The organism is Vibrio sp. HENC-03, assembly GCF_000305755.2.
Lineage (GTDB): Bacteria > Pseudomonadota > Gammaproteobacteria > Enterobacterales > Vibrionaceae > Vibrio > Vibrio owensii.
Genome location: NZ_JH976124.1, coordinates 201,577 through 220,349, shown reverse-complemented (window position 1 = coordinate 220,349; position 18,773 = coordinate 201,577). Strand labels below are relative to the sequence as shown.

18 protein-coding genes are annotated in these 18,773 nt (G+C 45.1%); 5 read left to right on the top strand and 13 right to left on the bottom strand.

The features are described 5' to 3' along the window. The 7 genes from VCHENC03_RS11380 to ppsA form a co-directional block, all read right to left on the bottom strand. The coding region (locus VCHENC03_RS11380; protein ID WP_009706328.1) for a hypothetical protein at positions 1-494 on the bottom strand (494 nt) is incomplete at its 3' end. A 117-nt stretch (positions 495-611) separates the two neighbouring features. Then, positions 612-1,565, bottom strand: a complete 954-nt coding sequence (locus tag VCHENC03_RS11385) for a LysR family transcriptional regulator (protein ID WP_083481843.1) — start codon at positions 1,563-1,565, stop codon at positions 612-614. A 134-nt stretch (positions 1,566-1,699) separates the two neighbouring features. Then, positions 1,700-1,996 carry a Dabb family protein gene (locus tag VCHENC03_RS11390; protein ID WP_009706326.1) on the bottom strand — a complete coding sequence of 99 codons (297 nt, stop codon included), beginning with the start codon at positions 1,994-1,996 and terminating at the stop codon, positions 1,700-1,702. A gap of 157 nt (positions 1,997-2,153) precedes the next feature. Beyond that, entirely contained in the window at positions 2,154-3,410 is a 1,257-nt protein-coding gene (gene tyrS / locus VCHENC03_RS11395) for a tyrosine--tRNA ligase (RefSeq protein WP_009706325.1), read from the bottom strand. 81 nt (positions 3,411-3,491) lie between these two features. Then, positions 3,492-4,313, bottom strand: a complete 822-nt coding sequence (locus VCHENC03_RS11400; RefSeq protein WP_009706324.1) for a LuxR family transcriptional regulator — start codon at positions 4,311-4,313, stop codon at positions 3,492-3,494. Between the two features lie 117 nt (positions 4,314-4,430). Then, positions 4,431-5,210, bottom strand: coding sequence for a hypothetical protein (locus VCHENC03_RS11405; protein ID WP_009706323.1), 780 nt, complete (start codon positions 5,208-5,210; stop codon positions 4,431-4,433). A 183-nt stretch (positions 5,211-5,393) separates the two neighbouring features. Beyond that, positions 5,394-7,763 (bottom strand): phosphoenolpyruvate synthase, encoded by a 2,370-nt coding sequence (gene ppsA / locus VCHENC03_RS11410; RefSeq protein WP_032802856.1) that lies wholly within the window; start codon positions 7,761-7,763, stop codon positions 5,394-5,396. A 349-nt stretch (positions 7,764-8,112) separates the two neighbouring features. Here ppsA and ppsR point away from each other — a divergent pair, with 349 nt between their 5' ends. Further along, the gene (gene ppsR / locus VCHENC03_RS11415; protein ID WP_005439262.1) at positions 8,113-8,949 is read left to right on the top strand and encodes a posphoenolpyruvate synthetase regulatory kinase/phosphorylase PpsR; all 837 of its coding nucleotides are present in this window, start codon (positions 8,113-8,115) and stop codon (positions 8,947-8,949) included. Positions 8,950-9,046: 97 nt separating this feature from the next. Here the strand turns inward: ppsR and ansB are convergent, their stop codons facing one another. Further along, positions 9,047-10,111: an L-asparaginase 2 gene (ansB, locus tag VCHENC03_RS11420; RefSeq protein WP_009706321.1), complete on the bottom strand. Its 1,065-nt coding sequence runs from the start codon at positions 10,109-10,111 to the stop codon at positions 9,047-9,049. Positions 10,112-10,425: 314 nt separating this feature from the next. After that, positions 10,426-11,913, bottom strand: coding sequence for an EAL domain-containing protein (locus tag VCHENC03_RS11425; protein ID WP_032802855.1), 1,488 nt, complete (start codon positions 11,911-11,913; stop codon positions 10,426-10,428). A gap of 463 nt (positions 11,914-12,376) precedes the next feature. Here VCHENC03_RS11425 and VCHENC03_RS11430 point away from each other — a divergent pair, with 463 nt between their 5' ends. Beyond that, positions 12,377-12,592: a hypothetical protein gene (locus VCHENC03_RS11430; protein WP_009706319.1), complete on the top strand. Its 216-nt coding sequence runs from the start codon at positions 12,377-12,379 to the stop codon at positions 12,590-12,592. Between the two features lie 115 nt (positions 12,593-12,707). Here VCHENC03_RS11430 and VCHENC03_RS11435 read toward each other — a convergent pair whose 3' ends face one another. Further along, positions 12,708-13,964, bottom strand: coding sequence for an adenylosuccinate synthase (locus VCHENC03_RS11435; RefSeq protein ID WP_005439252.1), 1,257 nt, complete (start codon positions 13,962-13,964; stop codon positions 12,708-12,710). 107 nt (positions 13,965-14,071) lie between these two features. On the opposite strand from VCHENC03_RS11435, the gene VCHENC03_RS11440 reads away from it, so the two are divergent. Then, entirely contained in the window at positions 14,072-14,938 is an 867-nt protein-coding gene (locus VCHENC03_RS11440; protein WP_009706318.1) for a LysR family transcriptional regulator, read from the top strand. Positions 14,939-14,945: 7 nt separating this feature from the next. Here VCHENC03_RS11440 and VCHENC03_RS11445 read toward each other — a convergent pair whose 3' ends face one another. Together VCHENC03_RS11445 and VCHENC03_RS0125950 are read right to left on the bottom strand one after the other, a co-directional pair. After that, positions 14,946-16,091: a lipase family protein gene (locus VCHENC03_RS11445; RefSeq protein WP_009706317.1), complete on the bottom strand. Its 1,146-nt coding sequence runs from the start codon at positions 16,089-16,091 to the stop codon at positions 14,946-14,948. Next, positions 16,092-16,583: a DUF1416 domain-containing protein gene (locus VCHENC03_RS0125950; protein ID WP_232310343.1), complete on the bottom strand. Its 492-nt coding sequence runs from the start codon at positions 16,581-16,583 to the stop codon at positions 16,092-16,094. Between the two features lie 178 nt (positions 16,584-16,761). On the opposite strand from VCHENC03_RS0125950, the gene VCHENC03_RS0125945 reads away from it, so the two are divergent. Beyond that, entirely contained in the window at positions 16,762-17,154 is a 393-nt protein-coding gene (locus VCHENC03_RS0125945; RefSeq protein ID WP_032802786.1) for a ribosome recycling factor family protein, read from the top strand. 84 nt (positions 17,155-17,238) lie between these two features. Continuing rightward, on the top strand, positions 17,239-17,688 hold the full coding sequence (locus VCHENC03_RS11450) for a YHS domain-containing (seleno)protein (protein ID WP_009706315.1): 450 nt from the start codon (positions 17,239-17,241) through the stop codon (positions 17,686-17,688). A gap of 67 nt (positions 17,689-17,755) precedes the next feature. On the opposite strand, the gene VCHENC03_RS11455 is transcribed toward VCHENC03_RS11450, so the two are convergent. Continuing rightward, positions 17,756-18,739, bottom strand: coding sequence for a quinone oxidoreductase family protein (locus tag VCHENC03_RS11455; protein ID WP_009706314.1), 984 nt, complete (start codon positions 18,737-18,739; stop codon positions 17,756-17,758). Positions 18,740-18,773 lie beyond the last annotated feature (34 nt).

Below are 18,773 nucleotides of genomic sequence, written 5' to 3'. Positions count from 1 at the left end.
TGCTTGATAACCAGTTCTACTCCAGAGTTGGTCTTCTCAAGCGTACCTGTCGCTACCCAAACATCAGTGCCTTTCTCAGTGATGATCAGCGTTTGGTCGTGCCATGCGTAGTTGTATTCCATGTTCGGGTTACCAATCTCGGTCTCGATTGGGTTATTTGGTGTCACTGAGATTGGCTTCATTGGTGAAGCAGGATCGGAACTTGAACCACCCGTACTGATACTGCCTACCGCACCAACAAGAAGGCCGCCAGCAATTGCGCCTGCGCTATCCCAACTGCTTTCATCGGTAGCGTCTTCCGTTGCAAACTCACTCAATTCCATTTGTTGATTACGTGCATTCAAGCTTGCGACATACATCGCCTGTGAAGCGGAAAGTTGTTGATCAATTAAGATTGAGGTTTGACGATTAGCTTCACGAGTGTCGACTTGCACAGCGTAAGCATTAACAGAAAGAGAACTAAAAACGATGGTAGCTAGAAGTGATTTTCTCATTGGTGATTTCTCATAATCGCTTGGAAGAAAGGCAGAGCGATGCATGCCCGACCGATGAGAAAATCTTACTTTTAATACATCTGGATGAATATTGAGCAGAAGGAAAATGGGTATTAACTAAGAGTTAATAGGGTTGTGTGCCTGAGGTAATTGATTCAGTAAGTTAGAAATAATTGCCATTAGCCATTGCTGAACAGGGTCGAATCGATCCTTGTTGGGGTAATAGACATGAATCCGCTTAAGCAGTTTGTCCAACTGATCTTTCTTGATATTCAAAGCGGTGAGGTTGGGATAACGCTCAATGTGGAAAAAGGCGGTATAGGGAAACAGCAGGTCGGTCTCTGCCAATATTTCCAGAATAGGGGATGGTAACTCGGAGCGAAACGCAATCTTTGGTGGAACATCGGGATAGTATTCTCGAAGTACTTTGATCGCGTATGGTTCATCGATGTTCCAATCCGTGACGAGCAAAAGCGCCAGAGGGTAAGAAATGGTGTCGGCCAACGAAATGGTTTTTGCTGCCAGAGGGTGGTCTTTACGAACGTAGATGCCAAACAAGTCTTGCCCCACCACTTCGCTAAGAATGTCTTTGCGCGAGAAAGGTAACTCGTAGTTAATGCCGACTTTACAGGTTCCATTGGCAAGATCATCGAGTGAGTTATTGTTCCAGCAAGGCAAGTGAAGTTCCACGTTGGGCGCTTGTCGGCTAATTTCACTAAATAGGTCTTTGCCTAAAGCTTGCAATAATATCGGGGAAATCGCGACGGTGATTTTACCTTCAAGCTCGGCAGGGTCGAATTGGTTGAGGGAGTTCAGCTTTTTCGAGAGCTTATCGAACGTTGGCTCAATGACACCGTAAAGTTCCGTAGCAAAGTGAGTTGGTGATAGCCCCGTTGGCACTTTGACAAACAACGGATCATCGAAATGGTTTCTCAACTTAGTTAAGGATTTACTGAGTGCGGGCGCGGTGACGAACAATCGATTAGACGCTTTTTGAAGATTTTGCTCCTGATAGATGACCAAAAAAGTTCTCAGAAGATTTAAGTCTAAGTTGGAGTATAAATCTTTCAATATTCACGCCCTTTTGTCGTTGATGTCGCTTACTTCAATATCCTTAATTTAGTACTGAGAGTCAAAGCTGCAACAAAAGGTTGGACCTTTGACTCGCGAGTTGATGGCTTGAATCGATTGGCTGAACACATCAATTAGATTTCGTAATCAAACACGATGATGTCTTCAAGTAGTGGTCTAAATACCTCTTTCAATGCATCGTGTTCTGGATGAGGTAGGTAGTTCTGACGACCCGCTTCATCGGCAAACGTCATCATCACGGCGTGTGTGTAGTCTTTATTCTTTCCTTCTGGGCTGTTGTTTAAGCCCCATTCAACGTCGGTTACGCCTTCCACTTTCGTTGGCATGGCTTCGAATAGCTCTCGAAGTTGTTGGATTTTGTCGCTGGTGGCAGATGCTTTAAATTTGATGAGTAGAATGTGTCTGATCATGGTTTTGTGGTGTTATATTTTATTGTGTTTGAAGAACAACACTATAACGGGCATCCACTCTAAAGTTAGCTTTTGGCTTCACAAAATAGGGAAACAAAAACGCGAGCACTTTGGCTCGCGTTTTAGTTGGTCTAGCTAGGTCGTTAGATGGGAACCGTTAACCCTCGATGCGTTTCACCAAGTAGAAATGCTTTTTACCGCGTTGAAGTAACCAGTACTGATCGAACAACGGGAAGTTCAAACTTGGGTTTTCTGCGTCAACTTTCTCGCCGTTCACACTGATGGCGTTGTTGCCAATCAGTTCACGAGCAATACGCTTTGAGTTGGCTAAGCCTGATTCAACCAGAAGCTCGACCAAATCTTGCTCAGCACTTTGCATGCTCGGTAAGCCATCGAGTTCCAACTGTTTTAGCTCGCTCAAACTTAGCTGCTGCACATTGCCGCTAAATAGCGCTTGAGTGATTCGCTCTGCACTTGCTAAGCCTTCTTCACCGTGGACAAAACTCGTCATTTGCTCTGCTAGGATACGCTGTGCTTGTGGTTTGCCTTTGCTCTCTTTGTCTTGTGCTTCAATTGCAGCAATCTCATCGCAACTCAAGAAGGTGTAGTAGCGCAGGAAGTGGTAAACATCGGTATCTTCCGCGGATAACCAGAATTGGTAGAAAGCGTAAGGCGAGGTCTTACTTGGATCTAACCACACTGCGCCACCTTCGGTTTTACCAAATTTAGTGCCGTCAGATTTGGTGATCAAAGGTAAGGTTAGACCGAAGACCTGCTCACCATTTTGGCGGCGAGTAAGGTCAATGCCGCTAACAATGTTGCCCCATTGGTCATTGCCACCGATTTGTAGGCGGCAGCCGTACTGACGGTTTAATTCTGCGAAGTCGTAAGATTGCAGCAGTGCGTAACTAAACTCGGTGAATGAAATGCCTTGGTCTGGACGTTGTAAACGTTGTTTAACAGACTCTCGGCTGATCATGGTATTTACGGAGAAATGCTTACCTACGTCGCGGAAGAAGTCGATCACGTTAATCTGCTTCACCCAATCCGCATTGTTTACCATGATCATTGGCTTGCTGACTTGGTTATTCATCAACTGTTGAATTTGATTCGACAGATCTTGTACCCAACCCGTTACGGTTTCTTCTGAGTTTAAGCTTCGCTCTGTGGCTTTAAAGCTCGGGTCGCCGATCATACCCGTAGCTCCACCGATCAGGGCGATGGCTTGGTGTCCTGCATCTTGAAAGCGCTTGAGCATAATCAGTGGCACAAGGTGGCCAATGTGCAAGCTACCTGCGGTTGGATCGAAACCGCAGTACAAGGTTTGTGGCGTAGAAAGCAGTTGTTGAACTTGGTCTAAATCGCTCGCTTGGGCAATCAAACCGCGAGCTTGTAAATCTTCAATCAGTGTCATCGTCTTATCTTTATCTGGTTTGGTTGTATTCAGATTAAAAGGCGATGCGGAATCGAGATATATCCCTAAAGGGACAGTTTGTTATCTTGATTGAGTGATCAGGTGGTTGAGAAACAACTGAAAGAACTCGCTTAAAGACGCCACATTCAGTTGTGCGTAGATGCGTTTACGGTGATTCTTAACTGTGCCTTCTACCACATCTAGCTGCGTTGCTATCTCTTTGCTGTCATAGCCTTGCGCGATCAATGCCGCGATTTCTTGTTCTCGATTAGTGAGGACGGTTTGGCCAAAAGATGCCAGTGCGGATTCAATCGCGGCACGCATTTGTCCTGAATAAACGTTAGGGCTGAATACTGGCTCGGCGAGTGTAAACTCTGTTTGTTTCCAATGTTGTTGGCACAAAGACTGAATAATCGAGAAGTAAGATTTGAGCTTGGTGACTTGAGCCTTGGTGAAGCGTTTATCGTCTTGCATAAATCCAAAGTAGAGCATCACCCAACGTGTCGGCTCGATTTCAATCAGCATACTGAGCTCATCCTTCCAGCCTGTTTGATGGTAAAACTGCTCACAGTAGGCTTGGTAATCGAGATCGTTACGCGCGACATCTTTGCCTACGACATCTTTGAGCGTAAAAATGCCTTGCTCTTTGTTGGCGTTAAGCTTCTGGTAAAACGGGTCGTTTTGAAAAGAGGTGGTGAGATAACGCTGGAACAAAAGCTCGCGCTCATTCTCAATCGAATCATACAGATAGATAGGGTGTTTGCCTTCACGGTAACCGAGGATCACCGCGCAATCAAAACTCAATAACGAAGCAATAACGCGCATCAGTTTGGGCGTAAAACTTGGTGAATTTAGGGCAGAAATTGTCTCTGCAAGTTGAGTGTTGAATGCGTCGTTAGGCATGGGAATTCGAGTGTGCGATAAAGGTTGAGATAAGCATAACGCAACAGACAATGATCCCAAAGTGATCAAAAAGGGGAGCGTTGTCCTCCCCATCAATAAATCATTGTAACCAAGCGATTACTGCGAATCGGTCAGCTCTTTGTTGACCCAGTATTTCGAGCCAGAAACGTTAGCATCAACCAACAAGCCTGTGGTGTTTAGCTGATATACCGCCACGCCGCTGTTGAATTGCGCTGTCATTTCTTCGCCATCCTCACCAGCAACTAAAGAAGCTTCACTCGATGCTTCCCAACCTTCCTCGACAAAGGTGTTGAAGTCTTTTTCTTCCTCAAACAGCACGACTTGTTGGTAGAACTTACCACCAACACCAAGGGCAACACCCGCACCAAACATGTTCATGTAAGTGCGCTTATCCGTTGACTTGTTGACTGCAACACCTGAGCCGGAGTTGGTATGGAACATCAACGACAGTTTGCGTGAATCAAACACTGCATAGCCGTAAGCTTTGTCGTAAAGATCTTTCGCTTCTGGCTTCTCATTGAAGAGTTTTAGCAGGGTGCTATCCGCCATCAAATCGATCGCTTGGCGCGCTTCTTCTGGCGTATCACCTTCCATCAATTCATCGATTTTCTTATCGGCATCGTCGATCCACTTTTTACTGGTCTCAATGCTGGCATCGGTCCATTCACCCGCGGTGTTGATCGCATCTTCAGACCAGTTAGTGAAATCTTGCCAAGCTTGTTTAGAGAACGCCTTGGTGTCATCCCAAGTGTCTTTTGCGGTATCAGAGACGGCATCACCAAGGTCTGAGAGACTGTTAGAAATGTCGTCCCAATCTGCGTAAGCCGGAGAGGCGAGTAGCGTTAAAGCGGTAACAAGTGCAAGTGACTTTTTCATAGGTCCATTCTTTTATGAAATCAGATTCTTTCATTCTAGGTGAAAAATCTCAGAGGGAAAATTAGCACGTCATTTAGGTTGGGATTGTCGTCACGAACTCACAGAGCTTTGACATGATAGACAAAGAAAAAGCCCTCAAACCGAGGCTTGAGGGCTTTGCATTGCGAGTTGGGAAGGAGCGTATTACTTGCTCACGTTACCTAGCTTCAACCAAGTATCGATAACCGTATCTGGGTTCAATGACACTGAGCTGATGCCTTGTTCCATCAACCATTCCGCTAGGTCATCGTGGTCTGATGGGCCTTGGCCACAGATACCGACGTATTTGCCTGCTTTGGTTGCCGCATCGATGGCCATTTGCAGCATGGCTTTCACTGCTGGGTTGCGCTCATCGAATAGGTGAGCAACGTCGCCAGAGTCACGGTCAAGACCAAGCGTAAGCTGAGTCATGTCGTTTGAGCCGATAGAGAAACCATCGAAGTACTTCAAGAACTCTTCAGCAAGTACTGCGTTTGACGGTAGCTCACACATCATGATGGCTTTCAAACCTTGGTCGCCGCGGCGTAGGTCGAACTTAGCCAGTAGGTCGATAACCGATGCCGCTTCGCTCGGTGTACGTACGAATGGGATCATGATTTCAACGTTCTTCAGACCCATCTCGTTACGAACGCGTTTGATTGCTTGAGTTTCTAGCTCGAAACAGTCTTCAAACACTGGAGAAATGTAGCGAGACGCACCACGGAAGCCCAGCATTGGGTTCTCTTCATGTGGTTCGTAACCTTTACCGCCGACCAAGTTGCTGTACTCGTTCGATTTGAAATCAGACATACGAACGATCACGCGTTTTGGCCAGAATGCAGATGCGATAGTCGCAATGCCTTCGGTTAGCTTACTAACGTAGAAATCGATTGGGTCTTTGTAGCCACGAATACGCTCAGTGATTTCAGCTTTTAGCTCATCGCTTTGCGCATCAAAGTTCAGCAAGGCTTTCGGGTGAATACCAATCATCTTGTTGATGATGAATTCAAGACGCGCAAGACCGACACCTTCGTTTGGAATTTGAGCGAAGTCGAATGCACGGTCTGGGTTACCCACGTTCATCATCACTTTGGTTGGAAGCAGCGGAAGCTCATCGACTGCAGAGCGCTTGATTTCAAAATCCAGCTCGCCTTGGTAAACGTAACCCGTTTCACCTTCTGCACAAGACACAGTCACGGTCTCGCCGTCCGTCAGTTTGCTGGTGGCATCACCACAACCAACGATAGCCGGAATACCAAGCTCACGTGCGATGATCGCTGCGTGGCAAGTACGGCCGCCACGGTTCGTGACAATCGCGGACGCCTTCTTCATTACTGGTTCCCAATCTGGGTCAGTCATGTCTGTCACCAGCACATCACCGTCTTGGACCAATGACATTTGCTCTAGAGAATCGACTAAGCGCACTGGGCCTTTACCGATACGTTGACCAATCGCACGACCTTCAACCAACACATCTGCTTTGTTGCTTAGCTCGTAACGCTCAATCACGTTTTGTTCGCTTTGAGAACATACGGTCTCTGGGCGTGCCTGTACGATGTAAAGTTTGCCGTCGATGCCATCTTTTGCCCACTCAATATCCATAGGACGTTTGTAGTGCTTCTCGATGATCATCGCCTGTTTTGCTAGCTCTTTGATCTCTTCATCATTCAAAGAGAAGGCGTTGCGCTCTTCTACTGACGTGTCGATGATCTCAACTTGCTTGCCGATCTCTTGGCGGTCTGAGTAGATCATTTTGATCTGCTTAGAGCCAAAGGTCTTCTTAACAATTGGGTGCTGACCCGCTTCTAGCATTGGCTTGTGAACGTAGAATTCATCAGGGTTAACTGCACCCTGAACCACCATTTCACCCAAGCCCCAAGAAGAGGTGATGAATACGACTTGGTCGAAGCCAGATTCCGTATCTAGAGTGAACATAACGCCAGAAGAGGCTTTGTCCGAGCGCACCATGCGTTGAATACCTGCCGATAGCGAAATGCCACGGTGGTTAAAGCCTTGGTGTACACGGTATGAAATAGCACGGTCATTGAACAAAGAAGCGTAAACGTGCTTGGTCGCTTCTAATACTGCATCAATGCCTTTTACGTTTAGGAACGTCTCTTGCTGACCTGCAAATGACGCATCCGGTAGATCCTCTGCAGTTGCAGAAGAGCGAACGGCAACAGAAATCTCAGGATGATTGTCTGTCAGTTCTTTGTAGTTATCGCGGATGTCTTGTTCAAGATCCGCAGGGAACGGGGCTTCTAATACCCATTGACGAATAGTGGCACCTGTCTTGCGCAGGGCTTCTACATCCTCAACGTCCAGTTCATCAAGTAGTTGGTGAATACGCTCATCCAAACCTTCGTGGTCAAGGAATTGGTTAAACGCATACGAGGTTGTCGCAAAACCGTTTGGTACTGATACACCAACATTGGCTAGGTTGGAAACCATTTCGCCAAGTGAAGCATTTTTACCGCCGACTTTGTCGACATCATCCATGGATAGTCCATTGAACCAGAGGGTGTTCTTTTGCATGTCTTTCTCCAGAAACATTGCAGCTTTGTAGGGATTTATACCAACCTCGAACAGCGGTTGAGCATCCTTGCAGGTCAATGTCATTGAAGACGCAGTATCGAGCTGACAAGCAGCCATTGTAGATAAGTGGCGTTAACTACAACTTCCCAACTGGGGCTTAAACGAATTTTCCGACGCAAACATGGTTCAACACTTTTCGTGGTTGATATGAAAGGCAAACGATTACGTCTTGGCTTAAAAAAACTCCGAAGAATTTTCAAAGCTGTGGGGCACGCAATTGCAAGCCAAACTCATTTATTAATATTATGTAAACCATCCTACTCAAATGAATTTTAAAAATTAAACTAAAATGCAAATAAATAGCCAAAGTCGTGATGTATTCTATGTTTCTGACGGAACGGCCATAACATGTGAGACGTTAGGGCATGTTGTTCTGGGTCAGTTTTCCTTCATTCCTAATGAAAAAACCTTTCCTTTTGTCGAAAGTGAAGACAAAGTCGCCGATGTCATCAAAGAAATCGAGATTTCCTACCAGCGTGATGGGATTAAACCTTTGGTTTTCTTCTCGATTGTTGTGCCAGAAATTCGTGAAATGCTGCTAAAAGCCCCAGCTCATAGCTATGACGTGCTAGAAAGCATTGTGCAGAAGGTGCAGGACGACATTCAGATGGAGCCACAACCGAAGATGCAGCGCTCACGTAGCGTAAGCAAAGATTCGGACACCTATTTCGACCGTATCGCAGCGATTGAATACACGCTTGCTCATGATGACGGCATCACACTTAAAGGCTTGGATGAGGCCGATATTATCCTTCTTGGTGTTTCTCGCAGTGGCAAAACCCCAACCAGTCTGTACATGGCGATGCAATTTGGTTTACGTGTGGTGAACTACCCGTTTATCGCCGAAGACGTCAAGATGATGCGTTTATTGCCGGAGTTTGAAATCCATCGCCATAAACTGTTTGGTTTAACCATCAACCCAGAACGGTTAAATGAAATCCGCGAGAACCGCTTGTCAGGCAGCGAATACGCCAGCACAGAGCAATGTAAGTTGGAGCTTGATACGGTAGAAGCGCTGTTTAGAAGAGAAGCCATTCCTTACATCAACACGTCATCGCTGTCGGTGGAAGAAATTACTACGCGCATTCTTGAAAGAGCAGGGATGAAGCGTCGCTTGTTTGGCTAAGTTGCTAGTGAAAAGTAACAAAAGAGGAGGCATCTGAGCCTCCTCTTTTTAATTAGCGGTTAGCTTTAACTCATCGAAAAGTTCGTGAACTGTTCGATTAGTAATGTTGGAACATCTTCTGAATGTCTTGGTAATTTTTGGTCTGTGTTAGCGATAGCATCAACAAAATACGAGCTTTCTGTGGGTTCAACGTACCAGATGCCACGAAACCGTATTTATCGTCGTCAATTTCAGCATCTAGGGTAGTAGAGCCGGTTGGTGTGCGAGAGCTGCGAACAACCATGATGCCATCTTTACTCGCCTTTTCTAACTCATCAAATACCGTGTGGTACAAGTTACCATTGCCCACACCTGCGCTGACGATGCCATCAAATTTCGCATCGACGAATGCTTTCACAGGTAAGCTCGACGCATTGGCGTAGTTATAAACGATACCAACTTGTGGCAACTTATCGAGCTTGGAAACATCGAAGGTTGTTTCTGTGGTGTGCTTACGCTCTGGGCTGCGTTGGTACTTTGCATCGCTGTTGTGAATGTAACCGAGCGGGCCAAAGTTCGGTGATTGGAAGGTGCTTACTGAGGTTGTGTTAGTTTTCGTTACGTCACGTGCATCGAAGATGGTGTCATTCATCGCAACCAAAACCCCTCGACCTTGAGAGTCCTCATCCGTTGCCGTCACCACGGCGTTGTAGAGGTTAACTGGGCCGTCTGCACTCATTGCAGTAGAAGGGCGCATTGCACCGACGATGACAACAGGCTTGTCACTCTTCACCGTTAAGTCAAGAAAGTAGGCGGTCTCTTCGAGCGTGTCGGTACCGTGAGTAATCACAATGCCGTCAACATCATCTTGAGCGAGTAATTCGTTTACGCGTTTGGCTAACGTCAACCAGACTTCATCGTTCATGTCTTGAGAGCCGATGCTGACCACTTGCTCGCCAGAAATGTCGGCAATCTTGGTCATGCTAGGAACGGCATTGATCAGCGAATCTACTCCGACTTTACCTGCGGTGTAATTGGATTCCGTTGCTGATTGACCAGCGCCAGCGATAGTACCGCCGGTTGCTAAGATCTTAATGTTTGGTAGGTCGGCATTGGCGAAGGCCAAAGAACTCATGCACAAACCGAACGTGATCGTACTTAGGCGGAGAAACTTTTTAGTCATAGGATTCACCTGTTTTTGGGTTAGATGTTGGGGGAAGCGATATCTATCCTAAAAACAGTGCGGTAGATTTTTTGAGCACAAGTTCACCAATTTACAGATGAAAATCGTGATCAACTAATCACTTAAAGAACATTAAATCAAGTGTTTAACCTAATTGGCTTGCTTCATTAACAAGTGAGATCTTTCGGCAGTGTGTTTAACAATTGGTTAATTGTAAATTACTGATTTGTAAGTAAGACGACGTATGATGAGGATTTTAAGGTAAGACTTGGCTGAGCATCCATCGCTCAGCCAAGAGCCAGAGAACTTTAAACTCAGTTTAGAGCGGGCGTGAGAGTTTGTAGTGTCGTTGCCTGTTTCGATTCCAAATATTCGAGGAAGTCAGGCTTCGGTATCGGCTTCGAGAAGTAAAAGCCTTGTATGTTGTAGAAACCGAGATCATGCAAAACACGTAATTGTGCTTGCTCTTCTACGCCTTCCACAATTACGGACATGTTCAGCGTTTGGGAAAGCGTGTGGATGGCTTCTAACAAAGGTTGGATGGTTTGTCCGTTACCTAAGTTGGTGACGAATACACGGTCGATTTTGATGATGTCAAACGGATACTGGCTTATGAAGTCCAGCCCCGAATAACCCGTGCCGAAGTCATCGACCGCAATACGAATGCCCAGAACGGCTAAGCGGTCGAGATGTTTACGAAGCACCGCGAGCTCGCCGCCACTGAAGATAGCCTCTTCGGTGATCTCAAACACCAAACGTTCGCTGATGAAGTAACGATACTTCAAACGAGACTCTACCTCTTTAATGAAATCCTCTTGCAAGATCAAAGAGCGACTGACATTCACGCTGATGTAACGACCATGGAACGTTACCTTGTTCGAGGCGATCATATTGATCGCTTTATCTAAAACGAGATAAGTGATCTGGTCGATCAAGCCGACTTTCTCTGCAAGAGGGATAAAGATACCCGGGGAAATAAAGCCTTGAACCGGATCGTTCCAGCGCACTAGGGATTCTCCACCAATCACTGACCCATCTCGCTGATCCACAATTGGCTGATAATGCACACTCAAATTTCGACTTTTGATCGCTTGTGTAAGAGAGAATTCCAAACTGTTCTTAGCAAACTTCTTCGAAGTGAAGAATAGGCGAACCACAAGCGCAAACGCCATCACTAGCAATCCTAACCAAAGCTTGCTCACCAGAAACTGCAGATAGAACGCAAAGCCAATGCAAGAGTAAACCGTAAAAGGCAGCACATCTGAGGCGACTTCTTCCATGCGCAGAGGTTGTTTATCGCTAGGGCTTCTTACTGTTCTCCCAATGACATCAATCCGATAGTCCATGTCCCCAAAGCGAAATATATCAGCAACGAGGGTCTCTAATGACTCCTTAGGAAAAACCACACTAATGCCTCTGCCTTCTTGTTTCGTGAAAAACAGAATCAGTGCTTGGTCCGGAGTTAATGCGCTTTTAGTGTAGGAGAGTGTGGCGTGTACATCGCTATCGCCAAGACGTTTTAAGATGGTTTTGTAAATAAAAAAAGATGGGCTGCGCTCGCTACTGGTACACAACACTTGACCATCGCTGTCGAACGTCGCGATATCTTTAGCCATTCCCAAGCTGAAGATGCTCGCTCTCAGGTCATGTATCAAATCATTGCAGGCTTTTAGAAAAAACGCGTCATCAAGCAAGTAGGTGAGATCATTCACATTGTCTCGAAACTCATTTTCGATAGACACCACCGCTTGTTCGGTGAGCTTTTTATGATGTTGGTTCGCAAGAGGGATGAAAGCCAACATGGTGAACGTGAAAGAAAGAACACCGACCACACCCAATTTGATGTTGTTTGTCCATCTTTTGGAGGCGTTTTTGAAGAATTTATTGGTCACAGATATCAGTAGCGCAAGCAAGTAATGACATAAAACTATATTAAGCGTCTCATATTTAGGAAATGTTCAGCGCAAACTGTGAAGATGATCTTATAAAATAACGATAAGTTACTATTTTAAAATAAAAAATGAGTCTTACTATCACATAATTGTGATAAATAAGCGTTCAAAATTTATTCACCCTAAAGGGGTGTGTAGAGCAAAGTTTGTCGGTTATCTAATTCTGCAAAAACTTGTTCAAAGTGTCGTTGAAACACGCATTTTCCACTCTTTCCTCTGACAATATCTTAACGAAGTGTTTCAAGACTTCGTTTAATTTATTTGCAGCAAACGATTTCGTTGTACGTGATGCAATAAACAAGAGGTTAGGGATATGATTGCGAAAGCTTTCTCGATTGAAGTGACTTGCCCAAGTTGTGGTGAGCTTCATACTAAAAAATCTAGAGATTGGTTTATCGATAAAAGTACGCCGTTTTTAACCGGTGAAGGTTACGACTTTTACTGCGGATGTGGGCAAGAAGTTGAGTTCTCCTTGCTGTCTCAGCAACATGGCTCTGTGGTGAGACCGATGGAAGAATTAGCGTTCTGACGCTCGTTAAAACATAGAACAGTACTTGTTTTAACAAAGTATAAAGTGCATAAAAAAAGCGGCTTTACCCCGGAAAAGATAAAAGCCGCTTGCCAATAGACGTATTGTTTACGTCTTAGCGCATAATCATTTGTTCACGACCAGGACCAACCGATACCATTTTCACTGGTACACCCATTAGTTCTTCAATACGTAGAACGTATTTTTGTGCCGCAACTGGTAGCTCTTCGAATTTACGGCAACCGGTAATGTCTTCACTCCAGCTTTCCATCTTCTCGTAGATTGGTGCTAGTGCAGCCGTTTGAGGCCAAATTGGGTTCTCACTGTGCTCGCCTTCGTAACCAACACAGATTTTTAGATCTTTAAGACCTGTCAGACAGTCTACTTTTGTCAGTGCGATTTCAGTCGCTGCCTGAAGCTCAACGCCGTTCTTAGTCGCTACTGCATCAAAGTAACCCATGTCACGTGGGCGACCTGTTGTTGCGCCGAACTCACCCGCTAGTTCACGGAATGCATCTTGCTCTTCCATTGCAGTGATTAACGTACCAGTACCTACTGATGAGCTGAACGCTTTTGCGACTGCAATAACACGCTCTGGACGCAGAGCAGGAAGACCACTACCGATGCCAGCGTACATAGACACAACGTTTGAAGAGGTTGTCCATGGGTACTCACCGTAAACAAGGTCACGGCCCGCACCTAGTTGTGCTTCGAACAGTAGAGTTTGGTCTTTTGCTTGTAGCTCTTTTAGCGGCAGCGTTACGTTGCAAATAGCATCACGCCAAGGGGCAGACACTTCCAGCAACCAGTTCGCCATTTCTTCAGCGGTTTGCTCGAACTCGAATGTTGGGTAAAGTGCACGTAGTTGAGGAAGTTTCCAGTCCATCCAGAACTTGATGCGTTCTACTAGAACTTCTGGTTGTTTCAGCCAACCAACTAGGATGCCTTTTTTCATCACACGGTCACCGTATGCAGGTGCAATACCTTGACGAGTTGAACCGTATGCTTTGTCGCCTAAGCGTTGTTCTTCTAGCGTATCTTCTAGTGCGTGTAGAGGTAGACACAGTGTTGCGCGATCAGAAATGCACATGTTCACTTTAACGCCCGCTTCCGCGACTTCCGCAATCTCCTCAGACAGCGACGCAGGGCTGATAACCATACCCGGACCTAAAACTGCCAAACAGTCAGGGTTGAAAACGCCACTTGGTAGCTGATGTAGCTTGAACGTACCCAGGTCGTTAACTACGGTGTGACCCGCGTTGTTACCACCTTGGAAACGAATGCTTGCAGAAGCTTGCTCTGCCAAAAAGTCAACGATGCGGCCTTTGCCTTCATCACCCCAGTTTGCACCCACAACAACGATAGACGACATAATTCATTCTCCAAAAACAGACCGGAAAATCTTAGGATGCTCGCATGAATAAGAGAAATTAATTATACTCATTAACTTGATAAGAAAGTCATATCGGGTAATTTTCTATGTTGGATTTGAACTGGTTACGTACGTTTGTCACCTTGGCAGAAGTAAAACATTTCGGAAAAACAGCGATTGAACTGCACATGACGCAGCCAAATGTCAGCCTTCACATCAAGCAACTAGAACAAGCTACTCGTACCAAGTTGATTGAACGCAACCCAGTACAACTGACTCAGGCTGGTAAGCGATTATTAGACACTGCCGAGCACATGTTGAATGAGCTGCAAATCTGCCAATCCGATCTCAATGCCATTAATGACTTAACGCAAGGAACGCTCTCGATTGCGGCGAGTGATATTGTCTCGCGCCTGTTACTTATCAAGCCATTCCAACAATTCAAAAACGAATACCCTGGTATCGACTTAGCACTGTTCAACACCACCTCATCGCAAGCGGTGGATTTGGTAAAAAGTGCTCGTGCTGACATCGGTTTTGTTATTGCCCAGAAAGAGAGCCAACCACTGCACTTTACGTCGCTGACCCAGATTCATTGGTGTGCTTTCGGCGATAACATCTTCGATTGGCGAGATAACAGCGAAGAGAACCAAACACTGATCTTGCTCGGTCACGATACCCGAACGCGTGAACTGATTGACGCGTCTTTGCCAGAGCTAAACCTGCCAAAACATAGAGTCATGGAAGTAGGCAGTGTAGAGGCACAAATTGATTGGGCAGAAGCCGGATTCGGAACCGCAATTGTGCCGGACTTCTCACTCGATCCAAGATTGAAACTATCAAGAAAAGTAACGCCGTTACCCAGCTTCCCCAACACCGATTTTGGCTACATCGTTCGCCAAAACCAAGTGCTGTCCAAAGCCGCGAAACAGCTTCTTAAATGGGTAGCTGAGAATGTGTCTGTAGTGGGGTAGGCAATAGTTACTGTAGTGCTTTGAAGACTGAACTATTTAACTTCTTCAACAATAAGTTAAATACATACTTTATGAACTTAAATGATAGATCAGTAATTTTATGAACGACTTTCCCAGCAAATCGGAGCATGTGCCCCAACAACCCTTCTGTTTGCTCCCTAAACCTATCAGAAATTCGGACGATTTTTTCTATGGATCTTGCTACCAGATCATAGAACGTGAAACTGCCTACAAATGCTCCCTGTATCGCAATTAAACCAACGTATCCAGCTTCCTTTAATAGAGTCCTCAATGCTGCTGCTATTTTGTCAGCCCAATGACCATTGAACATGACTTGATGACTGTTCTGAAACTTTAATCTAACAGATCTATGGAGATGTATTTTCGAAGATCTTCCGATGTGTTGCCAAGAGTCTGAAGTAAGTGTTTTTTGATACCCGATAGAAGATGCTAACTTGTGAGCATCTCCCAAAATACCTACGGATGAGTCGAGTCTGAACTCTGGTTTATCAATAGGTGCATGTACAAATGGCCACAAAGGTACCATTGGTATGGGGTCAGCACCATTTGTGCAACGGAAAATTGCAAAGTTTGAGTTGGTTGATTTTTGAGCGTAAGGTTGCAAGCCTACACGAGGTGCTCCAAAGGTATAAAGTACCACATTGATTTTAAAATTAACTCTAATCCAGTCTGCACACAATGAGGCTATAGCGCCCCCTAAACTATGACCAACACAATGTATTGTTTTTATGCTGTTAGCATTGCTTTGTATATAGGTAGAGAGGTGGCCTTTCAAACTATGAAATGTGTTAACAAACCCTGCATGAGCACTAGACCCGTTGCTACTTCCTTTTATTCCAATATTCAGGTCGGTTAGTATATCTGCAGTGTAGTCAAAGTTGGTACCTCGGAATGCAAGTACAAATTGCCCATTTTGATCTCCAGTCCCCTTTGCACAAAGTACGAAATTAGAGATTCTTTTTGAAACTAACCCTAGAGTTGAGCCTGTTCGTGCTTGGATGGTCGTTTTGTCTACATCAAAAGAAAACTTTTTAGCTAATCTGCGGTGTGGTTTGAATGTTTTAGTATCAAACTCGATTTCGTAAGCTTGCTCTGCAAATGTAAGCGCTTCTTTAGGGGAGAGTGTTTTCACTTAGTATAACTCCTCAAACTTGAGCTCACTTTGAGAACAAATACTATAAACCTCATTTGTAACAGGCTCATTTTTTGACTCTGGATATGAGAATACTTTAAGCGGCTCGACTAGATTACAATTTAGGTTTTGCAACGACTTAATGATCGGTTCTGAAACTTGATACGTGTGAAGTTTGGATTGCCATATGGTTACTTCATTACCATCAAATATCGTACTAACATCCAATTTTACTCTTATATCTTGCAGAGAATGCTGTTTGTGATCAGGTGGTAGAAGAACTGGGCTAAACGAGAAATCTCCGTTTTCATCCGTAACGACAGCATCTGTTTTGACTCCGTTATGAACTATAGTCCTCTCTACTTTCAATCCTCCGATAGGTGTTCCGTTTTGATTTATAGAGCCTTGAATAATAGGACTTAAAGTAAACTCCATGGGTTTCGCTATTCCTTGAAATGTGAAAAAAACTAGCAACAGTAGGTGGTTACGCATACGCCACGCTTTATTAGAAAATAATCACCATATTTGTTTTTGCTAGCGTATTTTTCAACAACGCTTGAGAGATTCTCGGCTCGAATCACTTGCTAATGTAATTAACACTTCTAACGTTGGACTAATTTAATATTGAAAGTACTATTAACGTTGTTTTCGCAGCGTTGAACTCCATAAAATGAATAGTCGCAATCTATCCATCCCTCTACCATCTTTGATCCACCGAATTGGTGGTGATCATGCTAAGCGAGCTAAAGCAATTGCGGCTGAAAAGAAGTGCGAAATGAAGCGCATTCGACGCTCCCGTAATTGGCAAATCGCTGGAGAGGCTTTGGATTTGAAAGCGTTTCTCGATCATATCAAGGCAGAAGAATCTGAGCCGATGCGATTTGTGATCAACAAAATGGAAGTTGGTCTGGCTAAGCACAGCGATAAGCTTGAACCTTTAGAGGCCAAGCTGATTCGATTGGTCTTGGAGAAGCCAAACATTACCTTGGCAGAGCTAATGTCGGAAACCAACTGTACGATCGCCCAAGCTCGAACGGCACGTTTCGACGCTGAGATGTTGTAAGCCTGAAAGTTTCTTCTCTTATTCCCTGTCTATACTGGTAAGCGATTGATTATCAAACATCGGATAACGTAGAGAGGGAAGGTTATGAAGCTGATATTGAAACTGTTGAGTGTATTCTTCATTTGGGGGAGTTTGACGCTTCCTGCTTTCGCTCTTGATCCTGTTTATAGCGACTTTCTCGGTAAAGCGATTCGTGGTTATGACCCTGTCGCCTACTTCACTCAATCAAAACCAGTCAAAGGTGACAGCGATTTCACTTATCGTTGGAATGATGCCAAATGGTACTTTTCATCGGCTGAAAATCGAGATGTATTCGTGAAAAATCCGGAGAAATTTGCACCGCAATATGGCGGCTATTGTGCTTGGGCTGTGAGCAAAGGCTATACCGCCAAGATAGATCCTAATGCGTGGAATATTCACGATGGAAAGCTCTACCTAAACTACAGCAAATCCGTTCAAGCCTCTTGGCAACAAGACATTCCGGGTAACATCGCGAGCGGGGATAAAAACTGGCCGAAGTTACTTGCAGAATAGCGAAGTCCGATAAGATAAAAGGTCGCTATTACAGCGACCTTTTTTGATTGTGGGGGAATCTTTAGATTTACGGTAGCAACAACATTTTGCCCATCACCGAACCACTTTCGATTCTATCGTGTGCTTGCGCAGCTTCGGACAACGGAAGAGTGGTAAACACAGGTTTAATTTTGCCTTGCTCTAGGAGTTCGTAAAGCGCTTCCATGGATGATTTCACCAATGGGTAGTCGTTGAAGTAAGTCGCGTAGATTTCTGAGTAAGTAATAGTTGGCGCTTTGCTAAAGTGCTTAATCGCCTCGGCTTGCAAGTTTGTCTCACCCATACCCGCCAAGAAACCAAACACAACAACGTGACCAAGTGGCGCTAATACTTCCAAGTCTTGCACTATGGTATCACCAGCTACTGGGTTAAAGATGTAGTTCACTCCGCGACCTTCGGTGACTTCTTTAACTGACTCTACCCAATCGCTATCAGAGGTAAATGCGTGGTCCGCACCCATCTTCAATGCGTTTTCTGCTTTGTGGGCTTGTCGCTCTAAAGCAATAACGTTTAGACCTGCTAGCTTAGCCAATTGAATCAATGCCGTACCCACGCCACCGGACGCTGCGTAAACCAGCGCTGTTTTGCCTTCTTCAACGCGAGCAACGTTATGTAGCATGTGGTAAGCCGTAAAGTAGTTAACAGGTAGAACAGCGGCTTCTTGAAGGTCGACCGATTCTGGTAGCACGACTAACTTATCTGCATCGACAGCAGTAAACTCTGCGTAAGTTGATGCGCCAATTGGGCCAAGAAACGCGACTTTCGTACCTTCTTTTAAGCTTGTGTTGTTTGAATCGGCAATCACGCCACTGCCTTCTACACCAGAGATGTATGGCAACTCAGGCATCATACCCGGAGGCATATTGCCTTCACGAATGATGGTATCAATGAAGTTCACTGGTGCGGCGTGAATGCGAACCAAAACTTGTCCTTTTTTCAATGTTGGTTGTGCTACCTCTTGGTATACCAGTTTGTCGCTGCCGCCTGTTTGAGTCAGTAATACTGCTTTCATGATGTCATCCTCGTGATTCGATTAATGGGCGTTT

What these genes read in the sequence shown, in the direction of transcription:
- VCHENC03_RS0125950 (WP_232310343.1), bottom strand. Translation starts at nt 16,583, where the DNA reads ATGCGTAACCACCTACTGTTGCTAGTTTTTTTCACATTTCAAGGAATA.
- VCHENC03_RS11430 (WP_009706319.1), top strand. Translation starts at nt 12,377, where the DNA reads ATGATTGCGAAAGCTTTCTCGATTGAAGTGACTTGCCCAAGTTGTGGT.
- VCHENC03_RS11425 (WP_032802855.1), bottom strand. Translation starts at nt 11,913, where the DNA reads ATGTTGGCTTTCATCCCTCTTGCGAACCAACATCATAAAAAGCTCACC.
- VCHENC03_RS11440 (WP_009706318.1), top strand. Translation starts at nt 14,072, where the DNA reads ATGTTGGATTTGAACTGGTTACGTACGTTTGTCACCTTGGCAGAAGTA.
- VCHENC03_RS11405 (WP_009706323.1), bottom strand. Translation starts at nt 5,210, where the DNA reads ATGAAAAAGTCACTTGCACTTGTTACCGCTTTAACGCTACTCGCCTCT.
- ppsR (WP_005439262.1), top strand. Translation starts at nt 8,113, where the DNA reads ATGCAAATAAATAGCCAAAGTCGTGATGTATTCTATGTTTCTGACGGA.
- ppsA (WP_032802856.1), bottom strand. Translation starts at nt 7,763, where the DNA reads ATGCAAAAGAACACCCTCTGGTTCAATGGACTATCCATGGATGATGTC.
- VCHENC03_RS0125945 (WP_032802786.1), top strand. Translation starts at nt 16,762, where the DNA reads ATGAATAGTCGCAATCTATCCATCCCTCTACCATCTTTGATCCACCGA.
- VCHENC03_RS11390 (WP_009706326.1), bottom strand. Translation starts at nt 1,996, where the DNA reads ATGATCAGACACATTCTACTCATCAAATTTAAAGCATCTGCCACCAGC.
- VCHENC03_RS11455 (WP_009706314.1), bottom strand. Translation starts at nt 18,739, where the DNA reads ATGAAAGCAGTATTACTGACTCAAACAGGCGGCAGCGACAAACTGGTA.
- VCHENC03_RS11450 (WP_009706315.1), top strand. Translation starts at nt 17,239, where the DNA reads ATGAAGCTGATATTGAAACTGTTGAGTGTATTCTTCATTTGGGGGAGT.
- tyrS (WP_009706325.1), bottom strand. Translation starts at nt 3,410, where the DNA reads ATGACACTGATTGAAGATTTACAAGCTCGCGGTTTGATTGCCCAAGCG.
- ansB (WP_009706321.1), bottom strand. Translation starts at nt 10,111, where the DNA reads ATGACTAAAAAGTTTCTCCGCCTAAGTACGATCACGTTCGGTTTGTGC.
- VCHENC03_RS11400 (WP_009706324.1), bottom strand. Translation starts at nt 4,313, where the DNA reads ATGCCTAACGACGCATTCAACACTCAACTTGCAGAGACAATTTCTGCC.
- VCHENC03_RS11435 (WP_005439252.1), bottom strand. Translation starts at nt 13,964, where the DNA reads ATGTCGTCTATCGTTGTTGTGGGTGCAAACTGGGGTGATGAAGGCAAA.